Below are 14,677 nucleotides of genomic sequence, written 5' to 3' on the forward strand. Positions count from 1 at the left end.
GATTATAAAACAAAAAAAACATTTACTTAACGTGAGTTCGATATAACAAGTGCCATAATTAACCATATCTATAGATTATAATTAAGTAAGGCTTTAGTATCTTGAAATTTAGAGCCTTTTTTATTATGAAAAGCAGCCTTAAAGTGTGGCAACAAGAACGCTTTTACTAAACTTTAAGCTTGGTTTATTCGGTAAGAAGCTATAAGCAGCAATACCAGCTACGACATTAGTTAAAAAGTTTGTAAAGCTTCTATGCCTAGTATGTTCAATCTGGCAAGTATTTTTCAGAAAATCATTTATTGTCTCAATAAGAGCTCTCTTTCTGAGAAGAAGCTTTTCTTCTATATCAATTAGCTTATTTTTCATGTTCTTTTTTAACTTGGTTATTAGTTTTATCCCTCGGTTATACAACTTTTTAAATAAAGGCTGTGATAAATAACCCTTATCTCCAAAAAGTTTTCCAAACAGGTCTTTTGTAAGTATATCTATTACCTTTGAGTCTCTATCATCTATATCACCCGGTGTTAAAAAGAATGATAAAATTTCTCCTATTTCATTTACTACAATGTGCAGCTTAAACCCATAGAACCAACCTGTAGAAGATTTACCTCTCTGAGCAATCTCTTTAAAAACTTTGTGAGAGTGAATTCTTCTGTTATCACAAACATCTAATGTCGTAGAGTCAATAAAGGAAATTCCTGTTGTCTTGCCTAGTCTATATTTTTGTGTGTATAATATTAATGGAATTAGTGCTTGTTGCATTAACTCTACAAACCTTGTATAACTTACAAGGCTCGGAAAGTACCCATTTAATCTTTTACAGACAAATTCTTTATAATAATGCTTAAAGTTTCTATAACTCGAATGATGAAAATATATTGTTATTGTCATTACTTCACTTAATGTCATCATTCTTGAAATGTTAAAGAGGTTAGGTTCCTGCAGTCTATTATCAGTAACCAAATGATGCTTTAAATAGTTGTCGAGCCTAATGCAAAAATCATCAGTATCGCAGAAAATTTTAATAAGTAAATCTTCCATGAAGCTCCATCCCCTCTGTTAAATTTGTTGCCAACATTGATTATACAGATTTGGACAGGAGCTTCATTTTTCATTTCTGTTTCATTCTTATTACAACCATATTATCGAACTCACGTTACTTACTGTAATAAGATGCAATATTAAAAACACAATTTATTCACATAATTCTACAAGTTACTTGTAAATTATATGTTATAATGTTTATGGAAATGGTTTTAACACATGTTTAAATTATGCAAGGAGAAATATCATGAATAAGAAGCCAATAATCGCTGTAATAACAGCATTAATAGCATTAACAGTGTCAACAAGTATTTTATTGGCACAACCAAGATTATCAAAAGAAAAAAAGGATTTTTACGATAATAAACGTATAGAACACAATAAAGAAAATGAAGAAATAGGTAAAGAAAAATTAAAAGTTGCTAACATGCCTGAGGGATTAGAACGGGAACAAAAGATTAAGGAGCTTGAACAAAGAGAAATTAAATATAAAAAAGATTCAACTGAAACTTTAGAAGAAATGAAACAAGATGGTTATGTTAATGATGAAGATATTATAGATAATAATGCTAAACTAATTAAGCAATTAGAAAATATGAGAAAACTAACTGAGTGGGATATTAAAAACTATACCGATAAGGAGAAGGAACTAGCAGATTATGATACTCAACAACTTAATAAAGTGAAAAATCTATTAGATAAAGTGAAAAAGTCTGATGAATCAAACTTTGCTAACTTGTATAGTGAGTTCGATAAAATGGTCAAAGGGTTCCAAGAGGATAGACCAAAGTTTGAGGAACAGTACAGGCAGAAGAATAAGGAATCTATTGGACGAGCTCTTTAATGATTGTTATTTGAGTGCATTAAATAATTCCAGGCTTATGATCAGGTGATTCTTTATACAAATCAATATTCAGTTTCCCGCTGGTATCCAATTCTGCTAAAAATATATCTTCAGCTTTTGAAGCACCGGATTTCAGTATTTCCTGTTTTAGCCATGCCTTATCTAACTTAGCAAATTTGAGGTTATTGTATTGAATTTCTCCATCGATGATTAGCGGCAATGTAATTCCTTCATATGGAGTGTCTATCTTCAAGTCATTTGGTGTAACTGGACGACTTTGGGATGTTGGGATTACGGAAAGATTACCATCAGGCTCTATTATTGCAAATTCTACATCAGATACCTTTGTGTATCCTTGCAGCCTTAATAAGGATAGTAAGAATGGTAAATTCATTCTATTTCGTTTTAAAGCATTTTTGTCTATTTTCCCGTTTACAATAATAATATCCGGTTTTGCATCGATGTTATAGAATATCTTATTTAAAGATATTCTACCTATGATGACAGCTACAACAGCTATTGTTACTGAACCCAAAAATGCTTTTGAACTTACCTTGAACACCAATGGCTCTGCTGCCACATTCGCCAAAATCATTAAAGCGGTGAAGTCGTAAGAAGTTAATTGTGAGATAGACTTCTTTCCGATTACTCTTACGCAAAACCATGAAAACAATAGAACAAGAACACAACGGAAAATATATATTATTGCTTCCATATATCGCCCTCCTTATGGCTCTGGTATAAACTTCTTGAAGTTTTCCCATAGTTTTAAAGTTGATAATGATTGATTGACAGTTTCGGCTACATCTTTAGTTTGGATTCCACCCTTGATTCTAGAAATATTATCCAAAAAAAGAGAATAATCAGCTTCCGCATAATTCAATGCAAGGAGATATTTACCTTTTTCCCATGATTCTAGCAGCTTATTGACAGATTGTTCAGCCTCTTCCCATTTATCATGTTGTGCATATTCTATTATATAGTTCAAGTGGCTGACTATTGGCTGACCGGAAGGAAAAACTATTCTTTGAGCAGCAAAATAAATGATGAAAATTAGGAGAATAATACCAAGGAGACCGTAGGTTATTGTTCTGTTTCTCAAGTGTTTGGCCTCCCTATTCTATCCCAAATTTCCAATGGTTTTCTTCAGCATTATGTTTCTTCACGGATTCATAAAGACTTCCTGCAGAATAAATTTCAGCATATAAAATTTGATACATTAAAATATCCCCTTGGTTTTTTGTTTACTTAATCTATTTTAACCAAAGGAGATAATATTTATCATAGCAAATTTAGGGGTACACATAAATTTACCTAAAATATTATTTGGTATGTGTCTCGCAGTTACCAGCCATTTTTATAAATGCATCATTAATTTTAGACACCTTATCCTCATTTGTAAGTACAATTAAATAATCACCTGCATTGATAATAGTATCTCCTTTAGGAATTATCTCTTGCTCCCCGCGTTTGACTGCTACTAGCAAACAATGAGCCGGCCATTTCACATGTTTAATTTCTTTGCCATCCAACATAGAGCCCATACAAATAGCAAATTCTAAGATTGCTTTGTGTTTTTTATTTCCAATAACGATCCCATCATCCTGCTTATGCAACACTCTATCAAGTAAAGATTCATATATAGGTTTTGAGCCTAGAATATCGGCAACTATATAGGCTGTGATTGATACTATGGCTAGAGAGAGAAGATGATTAAAAGAACCTGTCATTTCTGTAATAAGAATAATCCCAGTAATTGGTGCTCTGACAACAGCAGTAAAATAGCCAGCCATAGCTAAAATTATAAAGCTATAAATATGTGTATTGTCAAAATGAAAATAATATACCAGAACAAATCCATACAGATTTCCTATTAAGGCTCCAATAGCGAGTAGAGGTAGAAAAATTCCCCCAGGGGCACCTGAGCCATAACTTATCATAGTAAACAAAAATTTTACAAGCAATAGAACTAGAAGGGCAGCTATTGAAAAATTGCTTGTTGTAAAAAGTCTAACTATAAGCTCATGACCGCCGCCTAAGACTTCTGGTAATAAAAGGCCCATAGCTACTGAAACTAACAAAGGTACTATAATCCATAGTTTCTTTGGTATCCAATTTAACCTGGAATAAAGGCCTTGAGTTTTTAAAAGTGTTTTATTAAAAACAACTCCAAAGATTCCTATAATAATCCCTAAAATGATGATGTGAAAATAATAATCCAATGGTAAGATAGATAAACTTTTAAAATTTAGTACTGGCTTTAATCCAAAAAATTTACTGCTTACATAATCTGCAGATAAAGCTGCTGATAAAGATGAAAGAAGTACCAGAGGCGAAAAGTTTTTGTGAACCTCTTCTAAAGCGAACATAACACCTGCTAGTGGAGCATTAAATGCAGCAGAAAGACCAGCACTGGCACCACTTGTAATAAGATATTTTTCTTCAACCTTTATTCTTTTAAATACTTTGCTAAAGCCTTGCCCAACAGCTGCACCCAATTGAACTGAAGGTCCTTCCCGTCCAAGTGAAAGTCCTGATCCTATGGTTAAAATTCCTCCTACAAATTTGCCAAAAATGACTTTCCACCATTTCATCTTAAGTTTCCCAAGGAGTACACCTTTAACTTGGGGGATACCGCTTCCACTAATCATAGGTTCATGTTTGACCAATACTCCAACTATATAGCCTATAAATATCAATGCTCCTATCCAAAAAGGAATAAGAAAAGGTCTTATTGCTAGAATAATATAAATTTCTAACAGTATTTCCAGTGCTTTTTCAAGTGCGTAACGATACATAACAATTAAAAAGCCGGTGATAATTCCTATAGCTATTCCCTCAAAGACAAGCTTCAGTCTAAAGCTTTGCCAATGGAATAGTGAATTATATGTATTATGTTTATTTTGCACATCCATTAAATATCCTCCGTCTAAATCAATTCATATCTATGAAGTATATCTTTAACAAGAATTTCACGATTTCCGATATCAAACCCCAAAATAATTTGAATCATAAAGCCATCAAGTAGAGCAACAAAGTTCCTGGCTTTTAGTTCTGGATTAGCAGCACCTGCTTCCCTAAATAACAATTCAAGTTCACTATAAAGCTCATTGTACACATTAATGATATCTATTGATAATATCTGTTGCATATCGGTATTTGAAAGCATCTGAAGTATAAGCATACACCCTTCCTTGCGTTCGTAGTAAACCTTAATCATTTCAGAAATAAGCTTTCTCAATCTTTCTAAAGGAGTAAAGGAAGAATCCTGGATAACATTTGCGGCTGCAAGCTTTATAACTTTAAATTCATACAAAAAAGCTGCTTGAAATAGCCTTTCTTTTGTTTCAAAATACCAAAAGATCATTCCTTGACTTACACCCAGTTCTTTCGCTATTTCTGAAACATTAGTACCTTGGTAGCCTTTTTCAGAAAACTTTTTTATTGCTGTACGCAAGATCTCTTCTTTACGTGTTTTGGTTAAATTTTCATTTTTCTCTTTATTTCTTGGCATTCTATAACCTCTTTCATATAATTGACTGAGCAATTAGTCAATTATATCATATTCCTTATTTTATTGTAATGTTAAAATTAGTTTTAAAATAAAACATTTTAGGAAGACAGCAAATATTAAGAACTGTTTTCATAATTAAAATGAAATGATTACACATATTACATAGGGGATATTTTGATTCTTAAGATATACCTATTGACTACTATGCTATTCTGTGATACTATATACCTGTAGTAAGTAATACAGAATACTAGTAATACAGAATAGTGAGGAGGGGGTTACACTGGAAAATCTTACGGAAATGTTGAAAGGTGTGCTGGAGGGCTGCGTACTTGAAATCATCAGCCATGAGGAAATCTATGGTTACGAAATCACACGGCGGCTGAACGCTCTGGGATTTTCGGATGTTGTGGATGGGACAGTATATACCATCTTGGTGCGGCTTGAGAAAAATAAGTTGGTGGAAATTACGAAAAAACCATCCGATATGGGGCCGCCGCGAAAGTTTTTCGCACTCAATGACGCAGGACACAAGGAACTACAGAAGTTCTGGCAAAAATGGGAGTTCGTATCATCAAAAATAAATGAGTTAAAGGAGGGGAAATGATGAATTTCTGGGAGAAAGTAACTGGAAGTGACATGACTAAAGAATTGAAAACTTTTGAATCACGAGCCAAAAAGCTGCCGACTGATTATCAAGCAGCATGGGAAAAAATTAAAACCAACCTTTGGTCGCATTCAAATTTCACTGGTCGCAACCTCATGCCAATTCTTGACGGTGTGCTTAGCTTGCTCGAAGAAACGGCGGCGGACGGTCAGAGTGTCCAAGAGGTTTTGGGTGACGATATCAAAGGCTTCTGTTCAGCATTGGCTGACATCGATGGGGCAAAGTCTTATCGGGACAAGTGGCGCGAGCAACTCAACAATAATATCGCTAAAAAATTAGGTAAATAGGAGGGTAAAATGAGAATAGAAGATATCATAAAAGGCAAAAAAGAGTGGCGAGCACACGTGGCACGTGTCAAAGCACTCCCGCGAGATTATCAGATTGTTTATAAAGAGATTCAAAAATATCTCTTTAAGGTCGGCCCAGTTGAATTAAACGACGGGACGGGTTTACTCTCGGGGATTATTGATCTTTTTGAAGAGGGTGCGGCCTTGGGAAAAGGCGTATTAGAAGTGACAGGCAGTGACGTAGCGGCTTTCTGCGACGATCTAATCAAAGATTCAAAAACTTATGCTGATATCTATCAAGAATCTGTTGACCAAGAAGTTTACAAGGCCATAAAAAAAGTTACGGATAAAACAAAGTAAAGGGGGGCTATCGGCATGGAAAAAGCAATTGAAGTGAAAGGCCTGAGAAAATCTTTCAAGGATGCTGAAGTCCTAAAGGGCGTCGATTTTGAAGTGAAGCGAAGCGAGATTTTCGCATTGCTCGGCTCCAACGGTGCGGGCAAGACCACAGTGGTCAACATCCTTTCCACACTTCTGAAATCTGACGGAGGAACCGCAAGCGTCTGCGGCTTTGACGTTTCACGTCAGCCGGAAAAGGTACGGGAAAATATCAGCCTGACAGGGCAATTTGCTGCTGTGGATGAGATACTGACCGGGCAGGAAAACATGATGCTGATCGCAAAGCTAAGGGGTGTGCCCAAACCAGCCCAAGTTGCCCACGATCTGCTCAAACACTTCGGTCTTACTGACGCGGCAAACAAACGGGCGGGTACGTATTCCGGAGGCATGAAGCGCAGGCTGGATATAGCGATGAGCCTTGTGGGAACGCCATCCGTCATCTTTCTTGACGAGCCGACAACCGGACTTGACCCAGAGGGGCGGATTGAGGTCTGGAAAACCGTTAAAGAGCTTGCTGGTAGCGGAGTGACGATTCTTCTCACAACGCAGTATCTGGATGAAGCGGAACAACTTGCTGACAAAATTGCAATCCTGAACGAGGGCAAAATTATCGCTAACGGGACGCTTGAAGAACTCAAAAAGCTGTTCCCGCCAGTAAAAAAAGAATATATCGAAAAACAGTTGACACTCGAGGAGATTTTCCTCGCAATCATAGGTAAAGGAGGTCAAACAAAATGAAAAACAATACAAGCGTACTGACCGGGCGTTTATTAAAGCACATATTGCACAGCCCAGACACGATTATCACTGTGGCACTAACACCGATTGCGATGATGCTGATGTTTGTCTATGTATTCGGCGGTGCAGTAAAAATGAGTATGGGTGCTGATGTGAATTATATTAATTACCAACTGCCGGGCATACTGTTGATGGCTATTGCGTCCGGCATAGCCTACACCGCCTTTCGACTGTTTATGGATATGCAGAAAGGGCTTTTCTCGCGGTTCAATTCAATGCCTATCGGCCGCTCGTCAATGCTGTGGAGTCATGTGCTGACCTCGCTTGTGTCCAACATGCTTACCGTCGTTATTATAATCCTTGTCGCACTTATTATGGGCTTCCGTTCAAGTGCGGGAATACTTAACTGGCTTGCGGCAGCGGGAATACTAGTGCTATACACGCTTGCACTGACATGGATCGCAGTCATTCCGGGACTCACGGCTAAATCTATGGAGGGTGCGTCCTCGTTCTCATATCCGCTGATCTTCCTGCCATTTCTCAGTTCAGCTTTTGTTCCCACAGAAACAATGCCAACCGTCATCCGCGTATTCGCTGAGAATCAGCCTGTAACGTCAATTGTTGAGTCGATTCGCTCACTGCTGAACTCTAAACCCGTTGGAAACGATATTTGGATAGCCCTTGCGTGGTGTGTTGGTATCATGGTTGTTGCTTACCTATTCGCGATGAAGGTATATCGACGCAGGATATGAAAACACGAGGTAAGGGATGTACCTAACATCCGTAAAGATCTGTGATATAGTCATAGCAGAAATCTATTACCAATATTTATACAACACAAATAGAATAATAATACTAATAATAATTGTTAATGCAATTTCAAAGAAATCAAATATATCTTTTATAAACTTTTTCTTTGTTAATTTGTTTCTATTAATAAGTTTATTTTTCATATTTAACATCACTTAAGGTAAGCACACCTTTATTACAAATAATATCGAATAAACATCCAATTTGTAAAGAATCCCAATATAGATCCGAAAAAGATGTAAAAAATCCTAGATAGCAATTTGTTTATTTTACTACTAAATTTAAATAAAATATATACAAGAACTAAAGAAAAAACAATATGCATATAAAATGAAAATTCATTTACTATTAAGTGGTCATTTGCAGAATATACACCCATTGGAAACTTTTGAGTAAAGTCCATAAGATTGAAGGCAATATTTATTAATAAGTTAATAATAAATGGGCTTGCATAATACGACAATTTATATCTGTTTTTAGCTTCAAAACAAAGGAACATATATCCTCCATCTGATTACACGAAATCTTTATTTCGTGTAATCTATTGTAAATCTTTTTACCCCATACCCCTATTATCTATTAATATTCAAAACAGACTATTTATTTAAAAATAATAACTTTTCTAAACTTTCTTCAAATCATTTAATTTAAGAGTACCTAAAAACTGAGTTAATCCTTCATCGTCACAAATCTCAATTTCACAATCAACATCACTATAAATTTCAAGAATGGTACCTTTTTGTCCTTTTATAAGACTATGTTCTGGTATGTCACATAATAATTCTACCACATCAAATTCTTTCATTATTTTCAATGCCCCCATATATAAAATTTAATTTTATTTTACACTTCAAATATATTATTGTAAAAGCTTTTCCAAGCTTTTCTTAATTTTATCAAGTTCTTTCTTATATTTGCAAGTTTCACATTCAAAAAGTCTATCTTTAATACGGCGATTGCTTGAATGATCTTCAATAAAGTTTTCACAATATTGTGGTATGTAATGTCGATTATAATTGTTTCTGATGTTAATGCATCTAATACAATGATCTAAACATTCAGCACTATTAAGACAATAACCGCATCGACACCAGTAACAATTATATAAAGGTATTTTATAAGGCATTTTATATATCCTTTTTGCAATTTTTTAATTATTAAATTTCATATTTTAGTCGATTTTGGGTACGATCCGAACAGAATCTGCACAAAAACATGAAATTTAGACTATCGTTGACTGCATCACATATTAAGCAACTGCATCTATTTCAGCCATAATTTTTTGTACCTCTTCGCTAACAGAATCATCAACATATTTATTATCAGCAAAAGTAAAGTCATCAGGAACAATAGAAAATTGCTTGAGGTTAACAACTGATGTTGTCCATGATATTCCTGATTCAATTAATATCTTTTTATATTTGTAGAATGTAGCTTTTTTATAATTTTGCTTTGTTTGTTCTTCTCCAAACTGTACCATTTGTGTCCACATTGAATATAAACTATTAGATAATCTTGTATCAAATAATTCATTTAATTTTTCTAATACTAAGTCACTACGCCTTACGATATCCATTTGGTCGTCCTCCTTAATTATCTTTTTTAACTCTGAATCTCTGAATGATTCTAAGGTTTTATCATCAATCATATATACAAATACCTTCTCTGAATCATATAATTCTTTGAGTTTTCTTATTTTTATTGAACATTCAAAACGGATAGTTCTCATTGCTCTTTCTAATATTTTATCAAACTTAATTTTTAATAATGCTAGTTTATGACCAATATTATAATCACCATGAACTACAGAACAACTTTTATCTAATTCCCTTTTTATATATTTATCAATTCTCTTCCAGTCATGTTTTTTAAATTCAGGGCCCTTCCAGTAAAATTTATCAGTACATGTTGAACCAGAAAACATTAATGAAGTATCAAATATTATAGGTTTTCTTCTAGTATAATAAGCATTCTTTAAATTTTCCATAATTTTCTTACATATGGAATGATGCTTAAAAACAAATATTTTTGACACATCAATTTTTTCTACTTCCCACCAATGATAAGGTGGTAAATTAACATTCATTGCATTTTCTAAAAACTTTATTAAATACTTGACTGATTGTTGTATCTTTGTAGGACCACCGAAACAATTATGATTCATCATTAACTTATGTAAACTACATTCAACCTTTATATACCAAGGCACTTTTATTTTTTCAGGTATACCATTTTCATTAATCCAATCGGTATTATCTACTGTTAACCTTATTCTATAATCATAACTGCCTTCAAGTTCACCAGAAGTAAATTGATATAATATTTCTCCTGTTTCAAAATTTAGACCCTCATAAATATTGCAAAAAGTTATTATTTTATCTTTAGTAATATCATCTATTTCAGGAGATTTAATAATTATTGTATCGTACATTTTTGTTTAACCTCCATTAAAATTTTTTATTTTGTCTATGTACGTAGACTCTCGTCGGGTGTTACATAGACCCGACGTGTTTTTCTCTTCAAACTATCTACTGCTTTTGTAGGGGTTTTTCTTAAAGTCTGTAGCGAATGGGTACCCCCTCCACACAGTGGAGCCTCCCCCATTCACTACAGACTAAAATCCAAAGACCTGTCAAAAGCTGAATAGCTATCATAAAGATTAGAATACATTTTTTTGAATGTAAAAAATTGTATTCCACACTTTTCATTTACACCATACCAATAGGTAACAACGACAAATGCCTTAAGCTGTAAAAGTGATATTATCATTCCTACAGTTCCAAAATTGTTAATTTTACGGTGCTTACAGTTATACTCAATAAATGCCCTAATCTGTCTATCAATAAGCCTATCATTCTGAGCAATTAATATAACGTTATATCCAAGATGCCTATGCAACTGAAAAAACTTTATCCAGTTTGGGCGGTCTTTTCTGGAATATTCCCTGGGATTAAATATTACAGGACATTCATCAATAATTAAAAGTGTCTGCCCTTCCCTACCCTTTTTATGATTATGTTTAGCAAAACATACAAGCAAAGTAGGATTAAGCTTAGAATTATCTATGTAAAGGAATTTTCCTATTTTATACTCTAACTTGCCCTGAAGCTTTTCTTTTACCTTTTCTTCTTTCTTAAATAGTCTTGCAATTTTTAATATAATATTCTTTATAGGCTTAAATTTAACTATTTCAAGATTAATAGGAAAATTAGATATTACATTATGTCCACGTCTTAATTTGAACATTATATCCCTTGCAACATTAAGACTTTTCCCACTTCCTGGTGTTCCTGAATTAAGATAAATCATATTTTAACACCCCTTATTTAATCATTCTTGCCCATCTCAAAATGAGCTGATAAGTATAATAGACAGCCACTACAATTAACCATGCTTCTAATATGCTAATCATTTGGGCTATAGGTAACACCCAATTTAGTCCACCAAGAAATGAATTTACATCGGCATTATTTACAGTGTGAAATGGTGAATCAGGCAAAAGATTTATAATCCTTGCAACTAATTCAATTAACTTTTGTGTAATGCCTCCAAAAATATCACCAAATATATCCATATTAATCACCTATAAACCTTCTTGAATTAATAATTAAAATAAAAGTGAAAATTAAAAGAGTTCCCCACCTTACAATTTTTGCCCATGCTTCAAACTGTGAAAAGTCTATAGTAAATTTACCTCCGCCCTTAAAAACAGAGTTTGAAAGGTCAATTTCCCATACGGGTGCTTTTGGTGTTGATTTTAATGCAACTACTGAATTATAAATGTCATATGGTATACAAAATGGAAACTTTCTTTTCATGAAATCACTTGGAATTGTTGGTGTATCTGTTCCCCATGTATTTGTTTCATTTGGGTCTGTCCATTCAAGCAAAACAAACTTTTTTGTAAATACAATTTTTCCAGTTGCATCCTTTATTTCAACTATGTTTTGTCCAATTTTATAAGGATTATTATATTTACCTTGCTCAACATTATAAAAATGATCATCGTAATAAGTTATTTGTTGATTTATAGGACAATCATTATATTTAACACCATTAACATATATAGAATGCAATTGTTTGTTATATGTACCAGTACGTAAAACATACCATGTTGGAGCATATTGATATGTCTTTTCATTGTCAAATCCTATTATGTCTATTTTATTTGCATTAGTTTGCACTATTTCGAATTGTACTTCTGCTAATATTTCTCCAAATCCCGGTTCTCCTGGTGCAAGTCCTGTATTTTCTATGGTTATGCGATTTATACCTGGTACATATGGAATAATTTTTCCGGGAACATAAAAACCACTTAATGATTCGGTTAAATCCCATATATAAGTCATATTCATTTCCCAATTACCATTTTTATCTTTTCCATATAAAATTACATCATAAGAAGAACCGTTGGTATCTGTAATTATTTGTATATTTGGATTTTCATCTATATATTTTTTTGAACCTATAGGACTAATAAATTCAAATGTTGGTATATGTTCGTTACTTATTTTGTGTATTGTGCCATCATCATATACTACATCATAATTAGTATATACAAATGTTTGCCACGTGCCACCATGATAAAAATTTGCTGTTTGAAACCATTGTGAAATTTGCCCATTGTACAATTCAACTTCTATATAATTTCCTGAATTCTGTTTCCATAGTTGTTCAGTTTTATTATTCATTATTAACTTATCTTGCGAGTATATTGTTGTAGATACTAATTTACCATTATTTATATGTTCAATTACTGTTATATAAGGATAGTCAATTGCATTATATTGCGTTAATGTTGTTGGTGATATTGTGTATGCAAAACAATTTATATAAAATCCTAAAGAAACAACTAATAAAATCATAACATATAGTATTTTTTTCATAACCTCACCGTCCCTTCAAAAAAAGGGACAGCCGAAGCCATCCCCATTCCCTTTGGCAAAATTATTTTGCCAGGCTTGCAAAAAACCTTTTGCCATACTTCCAAACCAAAAATGCACCAAATACAGCCAAACCATATGGAGCAACTTTGGCAAGACCTGCTAATACATCCGATTTGATAGCAGTAAAATCAGTATCCATAGCAGTTGCTGTTCCTTCATCAAGTGCAGCAAATGACTGTATTGATACCATTGCAACTGCTAAACAAGTAAAAATAACTGATAAAAGTTTCTTTTTGTTTAATCTTTTCATAAAAGACCCTCCTTAAATATGTAATTAGATTATCTAAACAGTCTTAAACAGACCGTAAAGCCAAAACTTAAAAGAAATGCACTACCTGTAATTACTAAACCCCATTTCAAACCCATAAACACTAAACTAAAATCCATATCAGCACCACCTAAGAATTACGATTAAAGCATGATACAAATACCAAAACAACAACTGTTGCAATAAAGAAACCAAAAAATATATTAATTAAAGATATTGCATCGTTTACTGCTTTTAATGTCTGATATTCGTAATATGTACCATAAACCGCTTCATAAACTGCCATGACACTATACCTCTGAAAGTAATTCAAGTGAATCCAGTTTAACCTGGAGTTTACCTTTAACATTCTTAAATGCAAAGGTCATTGTGTAAAATGCTGGCACAACTGTAACTGAGCCGATTTTTTCAGTTGGAAGACTTTCTTTAACAACCTTTGTTCCTAAAGTGCCATCTTCATTTAATAAAGGTTTAAGAGAATCTACCGGAATATACTCAATTGTATTCCCTTCCCTTACTTCCCCTGTTCTTTCATCAACCATTGACCACTTGTTAGGATTGGCGAACGTTACAAGTCCGATTACTTTATTTTCCATGCTCATTCCTCCTCATCATCTTTATAATTACATTGTGTACAATGCCAAAATGCGTCTTCATAAATTCCCATTGCGTTACATCCGATGTCAACCATTTCTGCCCCACAGTTAGGACAATTCATAACAACCCCCTCCACATCGAACAATCGTTCTAATATTATTGTACTACTTGTGTAACCTATTAGCAAAACAGTTATTCCTACTTCTGTAACCTATTAGTAAAACGAAAATATTTTTAAAAATCATATAACTGACAACATCAAACGTATTACACTTTTAATTATATATCTGTATAACATTCAATGTCAATAGTATGATATATTATATCTTAGGCAATATGTTATAATACTTTTAAAATATACTTAGAAAGGATGTTTTTAATGGCAAAAGATATTTTCACACTAAGAATTACACCTGAAATTTTGAATAAAATTAAAGCTATAGCAGGAATAGAAAAAAGAACAACAGCAACACAAATAGAGTATGCATTAGAAATATATATAAAAGACTATGAAAAATTACATGGTAAAGTTGAAGTAAAAGATAATGATGAATAAAAGGTGA

20 protein-coding genes are annotated in these 14,677 nt (G+C 33.4%); 7 read left to right on the forward strand and 13 right to left on the reverse strand.

Annotated elements, in window-relative coordinates; translation table 11 throughout:
- Positions 1-138: 138 nt before the first annotated feature.
- Positions 139-1,041, reverse strand: a complete 903-nt coding sequence (locus Bccel_RS04390) for an IS982 family transposase (RefSeq protein WP_050753112.1) — start codon at positions 1,039-1,041, stop codon at positions 139-141.
- A gap of 250 nt (positions 1,042-1,291) precedes the next feature.
- Between Bccel_RS04390 and Bccel_RS04395 the strand changes: the two genes are divergently transcribed.
- Positions 1,292-1,888, forward strand: a complete 597-nt coding sequence (locus tag Bccel_RS04395; RefSeq protein ID WP_036945606.1) for a hypothetical protein — start codon at positions 1,292-1,294, stop codon at positions 1,886-1,888.
- 19 nt (positions 1,889-1,907) lie between these two features.
- Here the strand turns inward: Bccel_RS04395 and Bccel_RS04400 are convergent, their stop codons facing one another.
- The 4 genes from Bccel_RS04400 to Bccel_RS04415 all read right to left on the reverse strand — a co-directional run bounded on the left by Bccel_RS04400 (position 1,908) and on the right by Bccel_RS04415 (position 5,402).
- Positions 1,908-2,603, reverse strand: a complete 696-nt coding sequence (locus Bccel_RS04400; protein WP_036945605.1) for a DUF421 domain-containing protein — start codon at positions 2,601-2,603, stop codon at positions 1,908-1,910.
- 12 nt (positions 2,604-2,615) lie between these two features.
- A complete protein-coding gene (locus Bccel_RS04405) occupies positions 2,616-2,990 on the reverse strand; it encodes a DUF4363 family protein (RefSeq protein WP_036945604.1) in 375 nt (124 codons plus the stop codon).
- A 220-nt stretch (positions 2,991-3,210) separates the two neighbouring features.
- Complete coding sequence (gene clcA / locus Bccel_RS04410; protein ID WP_036945603.1) at positions 3,211-4,803, reverse strand: H(+)/Cl(-) exchange transporter ClcA; 1,593 nt, start codon at positions 4,801-4,803, stop codon at positions 3,211-3,213.
- Between the two features lie 14 nt (positions 4,804-4,817).
- Positions 4,818-5,402 (reverse strand): TetR/AcrR family transcriptional regulator, encoded by a 585-nt coding sequence (locus tag Bccel_RS04415; RefSeq protein ID WP_036945602.1) that lies wholly within the window; start codon positions 5,400-5,402, stop codon positions 4,818-4,820.
- 283 nt (positions 5,403-5,685) lie between these two features.
- Between Bccel_RS04415 and Bccel_RS04420 the strand changes: the two genes are divergently transcribed.
- From Bccel_RS04420 to Bccel_RS04440, 5 genes are read left to right on the forward strand one after another with little or no spacing between them, the layout of a single operon-like run.
- Positions 5,686-6,009: a PadR family transcriptional regulator gene (locus tag Bccel_RS04420; RefSeq protein WP_036945601.1), complete on the forward strand. Its 324-nt coding sequence runs from the start codon at positions 5,686-5,688 to the stop codon at positions 6,007-6,009.
- On the forward strand, positions 6,009-6,356 hold the full coding sequence (locus Bccel_RS04425; protein ID WP_036945600.1) for a DUF1048 domain-containing protein: 348 nt from the start codon (positions 6,009-6,011) through the stop codon (positions 6,354-6,356). The genes Bccel_RS04420 and Bccel_RS04425 overlap by 1 nt, the downstream gene beginning before the upstream one ends.
- A 9-nt stretch (positions 6,357-6,365) precedes the next feature.
- Complete coding sequence (locus tag Bccel_RS04430; RefSeq protein WP_036945599.1) at positions 6,366-6,716, forward strand: DUF1048 domain-containing protein; 351 nt, start codon at positions 6,366-6,368, stop codon at positions 6,714-6,716.
- Between the two features lie 15 nt (positions 6,717-6,731).
- Entirely contained in the window at positions 6,732-7,493 is a 762-nt protein-coding gene (locus tag Bccel_RS04435) for an ABC transporter ATP-binding protein (protein ID WP_036945598.1), read from the forward strand.
- Positions 7,490-8,245, forward strand: coding sequence for an ABC transporter permease (locus Bccel_RS04440; protein WP_036945597.1), 756 nt, complete (start codon positions 7,490-7,492; stop codon positions 8,243-8,245). The genes Bccel_RS04435 and Bccel_RS04440 overlap by 4 nt, the downstream gene beginning before the upstream one ends.
- Positions 8,246-8,925: 680 nt before the next feature.
- Here Bccel_RS04440 and Bccel_RS04450 read toward each other — a convergent pair.
- The 8 genes from Bccel_RS04450 to Bccel_RS04480 all read right to left on the reverse strand — a co-directional run bounded on the left by Bccel_RS04450 (position 8,926) and on the right by Bccel_RS04480 (position 14,113).
- Positions 8,926-9,108: a DUF4926 domain-containing protein gene (locus Bccel_RS04450; protein WP_036945595.1), complete on the reverse strand. Its 183-nt coding sequence runs from the start codon at positions 9,106-9,108 to the stop codon at positions 8,926-8,928.
- Between the two features lie 444 nt (positions 9,109-9,552).
- Positions 9,553-10,734: a phage/plasmid replication protein, II/X family gene (locus Bccel_RS04455; RefSeq protein WP_036945594.1), complete on the reverse strand. Its 1,182-nt coding sequence runs from the start codon at positions 10,732-10,734 to the stop codon at positions 9,553-9,555.
- A 176-nt stretch (positions 10,735-10,910) separates the two neighbouring features.
- On the reverse strand, positions 10,911-11,612 hold the full coding sequence (locus Bccel_RS04460; protein ID WP_050753113.1) for a zonular occludens toxin domain-containing protein: 702 nt from the start codon (positions 11,610-11,612) through the stop codon (positions 10,911-10,913).
- A 13-nt stretch (positions 11,613-11,625) separates the two neighbouring features.
- Entirely contained in the window at positions 11,626-11,877 is a 252-nt protein-coding gene (locus Bccel_RS04465) for a hypothetical protein (protein WP_036945609.1), read from the reverse strand.
- A gap of 1 nt (position 11,878) precedes the next feature.
- Positions 11,879-13,189, reverse strand: a complete 1,311-nt coding sequence (locus Bccel_RS04470) for a hypothetical protein (protein WP_036945593.1) — start codon at positions 13,187-13,189, stop codon at positions 11,879-11,881.
- A 61-nt stretch (positions 13,190-13,250) separates the two neighbouring features.
- Positions 13,251-13,499, reverse strand: coding sequence for a hypothetical protein (locus tag Bccel_RS04475; RefSeq protein WP_050753114.1), 249 nt, complete (start codon positions 13,497-13,499; stop codon positions 13,251-13,253).
- A 148-nt stretch (positions 13,500-13,647) separates the two neighbouring features.
- Entirely contained in the window at positions 13,648-13,803 is a 156-nt protein-coding gene (locus Bccel_RS30090; RefSeq protein ID WP_160317691.1) for a hypothetical protein, read from the reverse strand.
- Between the two features lie 4 nt (positions 13,804-13,807).
- Positions 13,808-14,113, reverse strand: a complete 306-nt coding sequence (locus Bccel_RS04480) for a hypothetical protein (protein ID WP_036940293.1) — start codon at positions 14,111-14,113, stop codon at positions 13,808-13,810.
- 380 nt (positions 14,114-14,493) lie between these two features.
- Here Bccel_RS04480 and Bccel_RS30700 point away from each other — a divergent pair, with 380 nt between their 5' ends.
- The gene (locus Bccel_RS30700) at positions 14,494-14,670 is read left to right on the forward strand and encodes a hypothetical protein (RefSeq protein WP_162838927.1); all 177 of its coding nucleotides are present in this window, start codon (positions 14,494-14,496) and stop codon (positions 14,668-14,670) included.
- The last annotated feature ends 7 nt before the right edge of the window (positions 14,671-14,677 follow it).

This window comes from Pseudobacteroides cellulosolvens ATCC 35603 = DSM 2933 (assembly GCF_001262605.1).
Lineage (GTDB): Bacteria > Bacillota > Clostridia > Acetivibrionales > DSM-2933 > Pseudobacteroides > Pseudobacteroides cellulosolvens.

Bases quoted from the DNA above. Each gene is read 5' to 3' on its own strand.
- Bccel_RS04390 (WP_050753112.1), bottom strand. From the start codon at position 1,041: ATGGAAGATTTACTTATTAAAATTTTCTGCGATACTGATGATTTTTGC.
- Bccel_RS04395 (WP_036945606.1), top strand. From the start codon at position 1,292: ATGAATAAGAAGCCAATAATCGCTGTAATAACAGCATTAATAGCATTA.
- Bccel_RS04400 (WP_036945605.1), bottom strand. From the start codon at position 2,603: ATGGAAGCAATAATATATATTTTCCGTTGTGTTCTTGTTCTATTGTTT.
- clcA (WP_036945603.1), bottom strand. From the start codon at position 4,803: ATGGATGTGCAAAATAAACATAATACATATAATTCACTATTCCATTGG.
- Bccel_RS04415 (WP_036945602.1), bottom strand. From the start codon at position 5,402: ATGCCAAGAAATAAAGAGAAAAATGAAAATTTAACCAAAACACGTAAA.
- Bccel_RS04425 (WP_036945600.1), top strand. From the start codon at position 6,009: ATGAATTTCTGGGAGAAAGTAACTGGAAGTGACATGACTAAAGAATTG.
- Bccel_RS04430 (WP_036945599.1), top strand. From the start codon at position 6,366: ATGAGAATAGAAGATATCATAAAAGGCAAAAAAGAGTGGCGAGCACAC.
- Bccel_RS04435 (WP_036945598.1), top strand. From the start codon at position 6,732: ATGGAAAAAGCAATTGAAGTGAAAGGCCTGAGAAAATCTTTCAAGGAT.
- Bccel_RS04440 (WP_036945597.1), top strand. From the start codon at position 7,490: ATGAAAAACAATACAAGCGTACTGACCGGGCGTTTATTAAAGCACATA.
- Bccel_RS04450 (WP_036945595.1), bottom strand. From the start codon at position 9,108: ATGAAAGAATTTGATGTGGTAGAATTATTATGTGACATACCAGAACAT.
- Bccel_RS04455 (WP_036945594.1), bottom strand. From the start codon at position 10,734: ATGTACGATACAATAATTATTAAATCTCCTGAAATAGATGATATTACT.
- Bccel_RS04460 (WP_050753113.1), bottom strand. From the start codon at position 11,612: ATGATTTATCTTAATTCAGGAACACCAGGAAGTGGGAAAAGTCTTAAT.
- Bccel_RS04465 (WP_036945609.1), bottom strand. From the start codon at position 11,877: ATGGATATATTTGGTGATATTTTTGGAGGCATTACACAAAAGTTAATT.
- Bccel_RS04470 (WP_036945593.1), bottom strand. From the start codon at position 13,189: ATGAAAAAAATACTATATGTTATGATTTTATTAGTTGTTTCTTTAGGA.
- Bccel_RS04475 (WP_050753114.1), bottom strand. From the start codon at position 13,499: ATGAAAAGATTAAACAAAAAGAAACTTTTATCAGTTATTTTTACTTGT.
- Bccel_RS30090 (WP_160317691.1), bottom strand. From the start codon at position 13,803: ATGGCAGTTTATGAAGCGGTTTATGGTACATATTACGAATATCAGACA.
- Bccel_RS04480 (WP_036940293.1), bottom strand. From the start codon at position 14,113: ATGGAAAATAAAGTAATCGGACTTGTAACGTTCGCCAATCCTAACAAG.
- Bccel_RS30700 (WP_162838927.1), top strand. From the start codon at position 14,494: ATGGCAAAAGATATTTTCACACTAAGAATTACACCTGAAATTTTGAAT.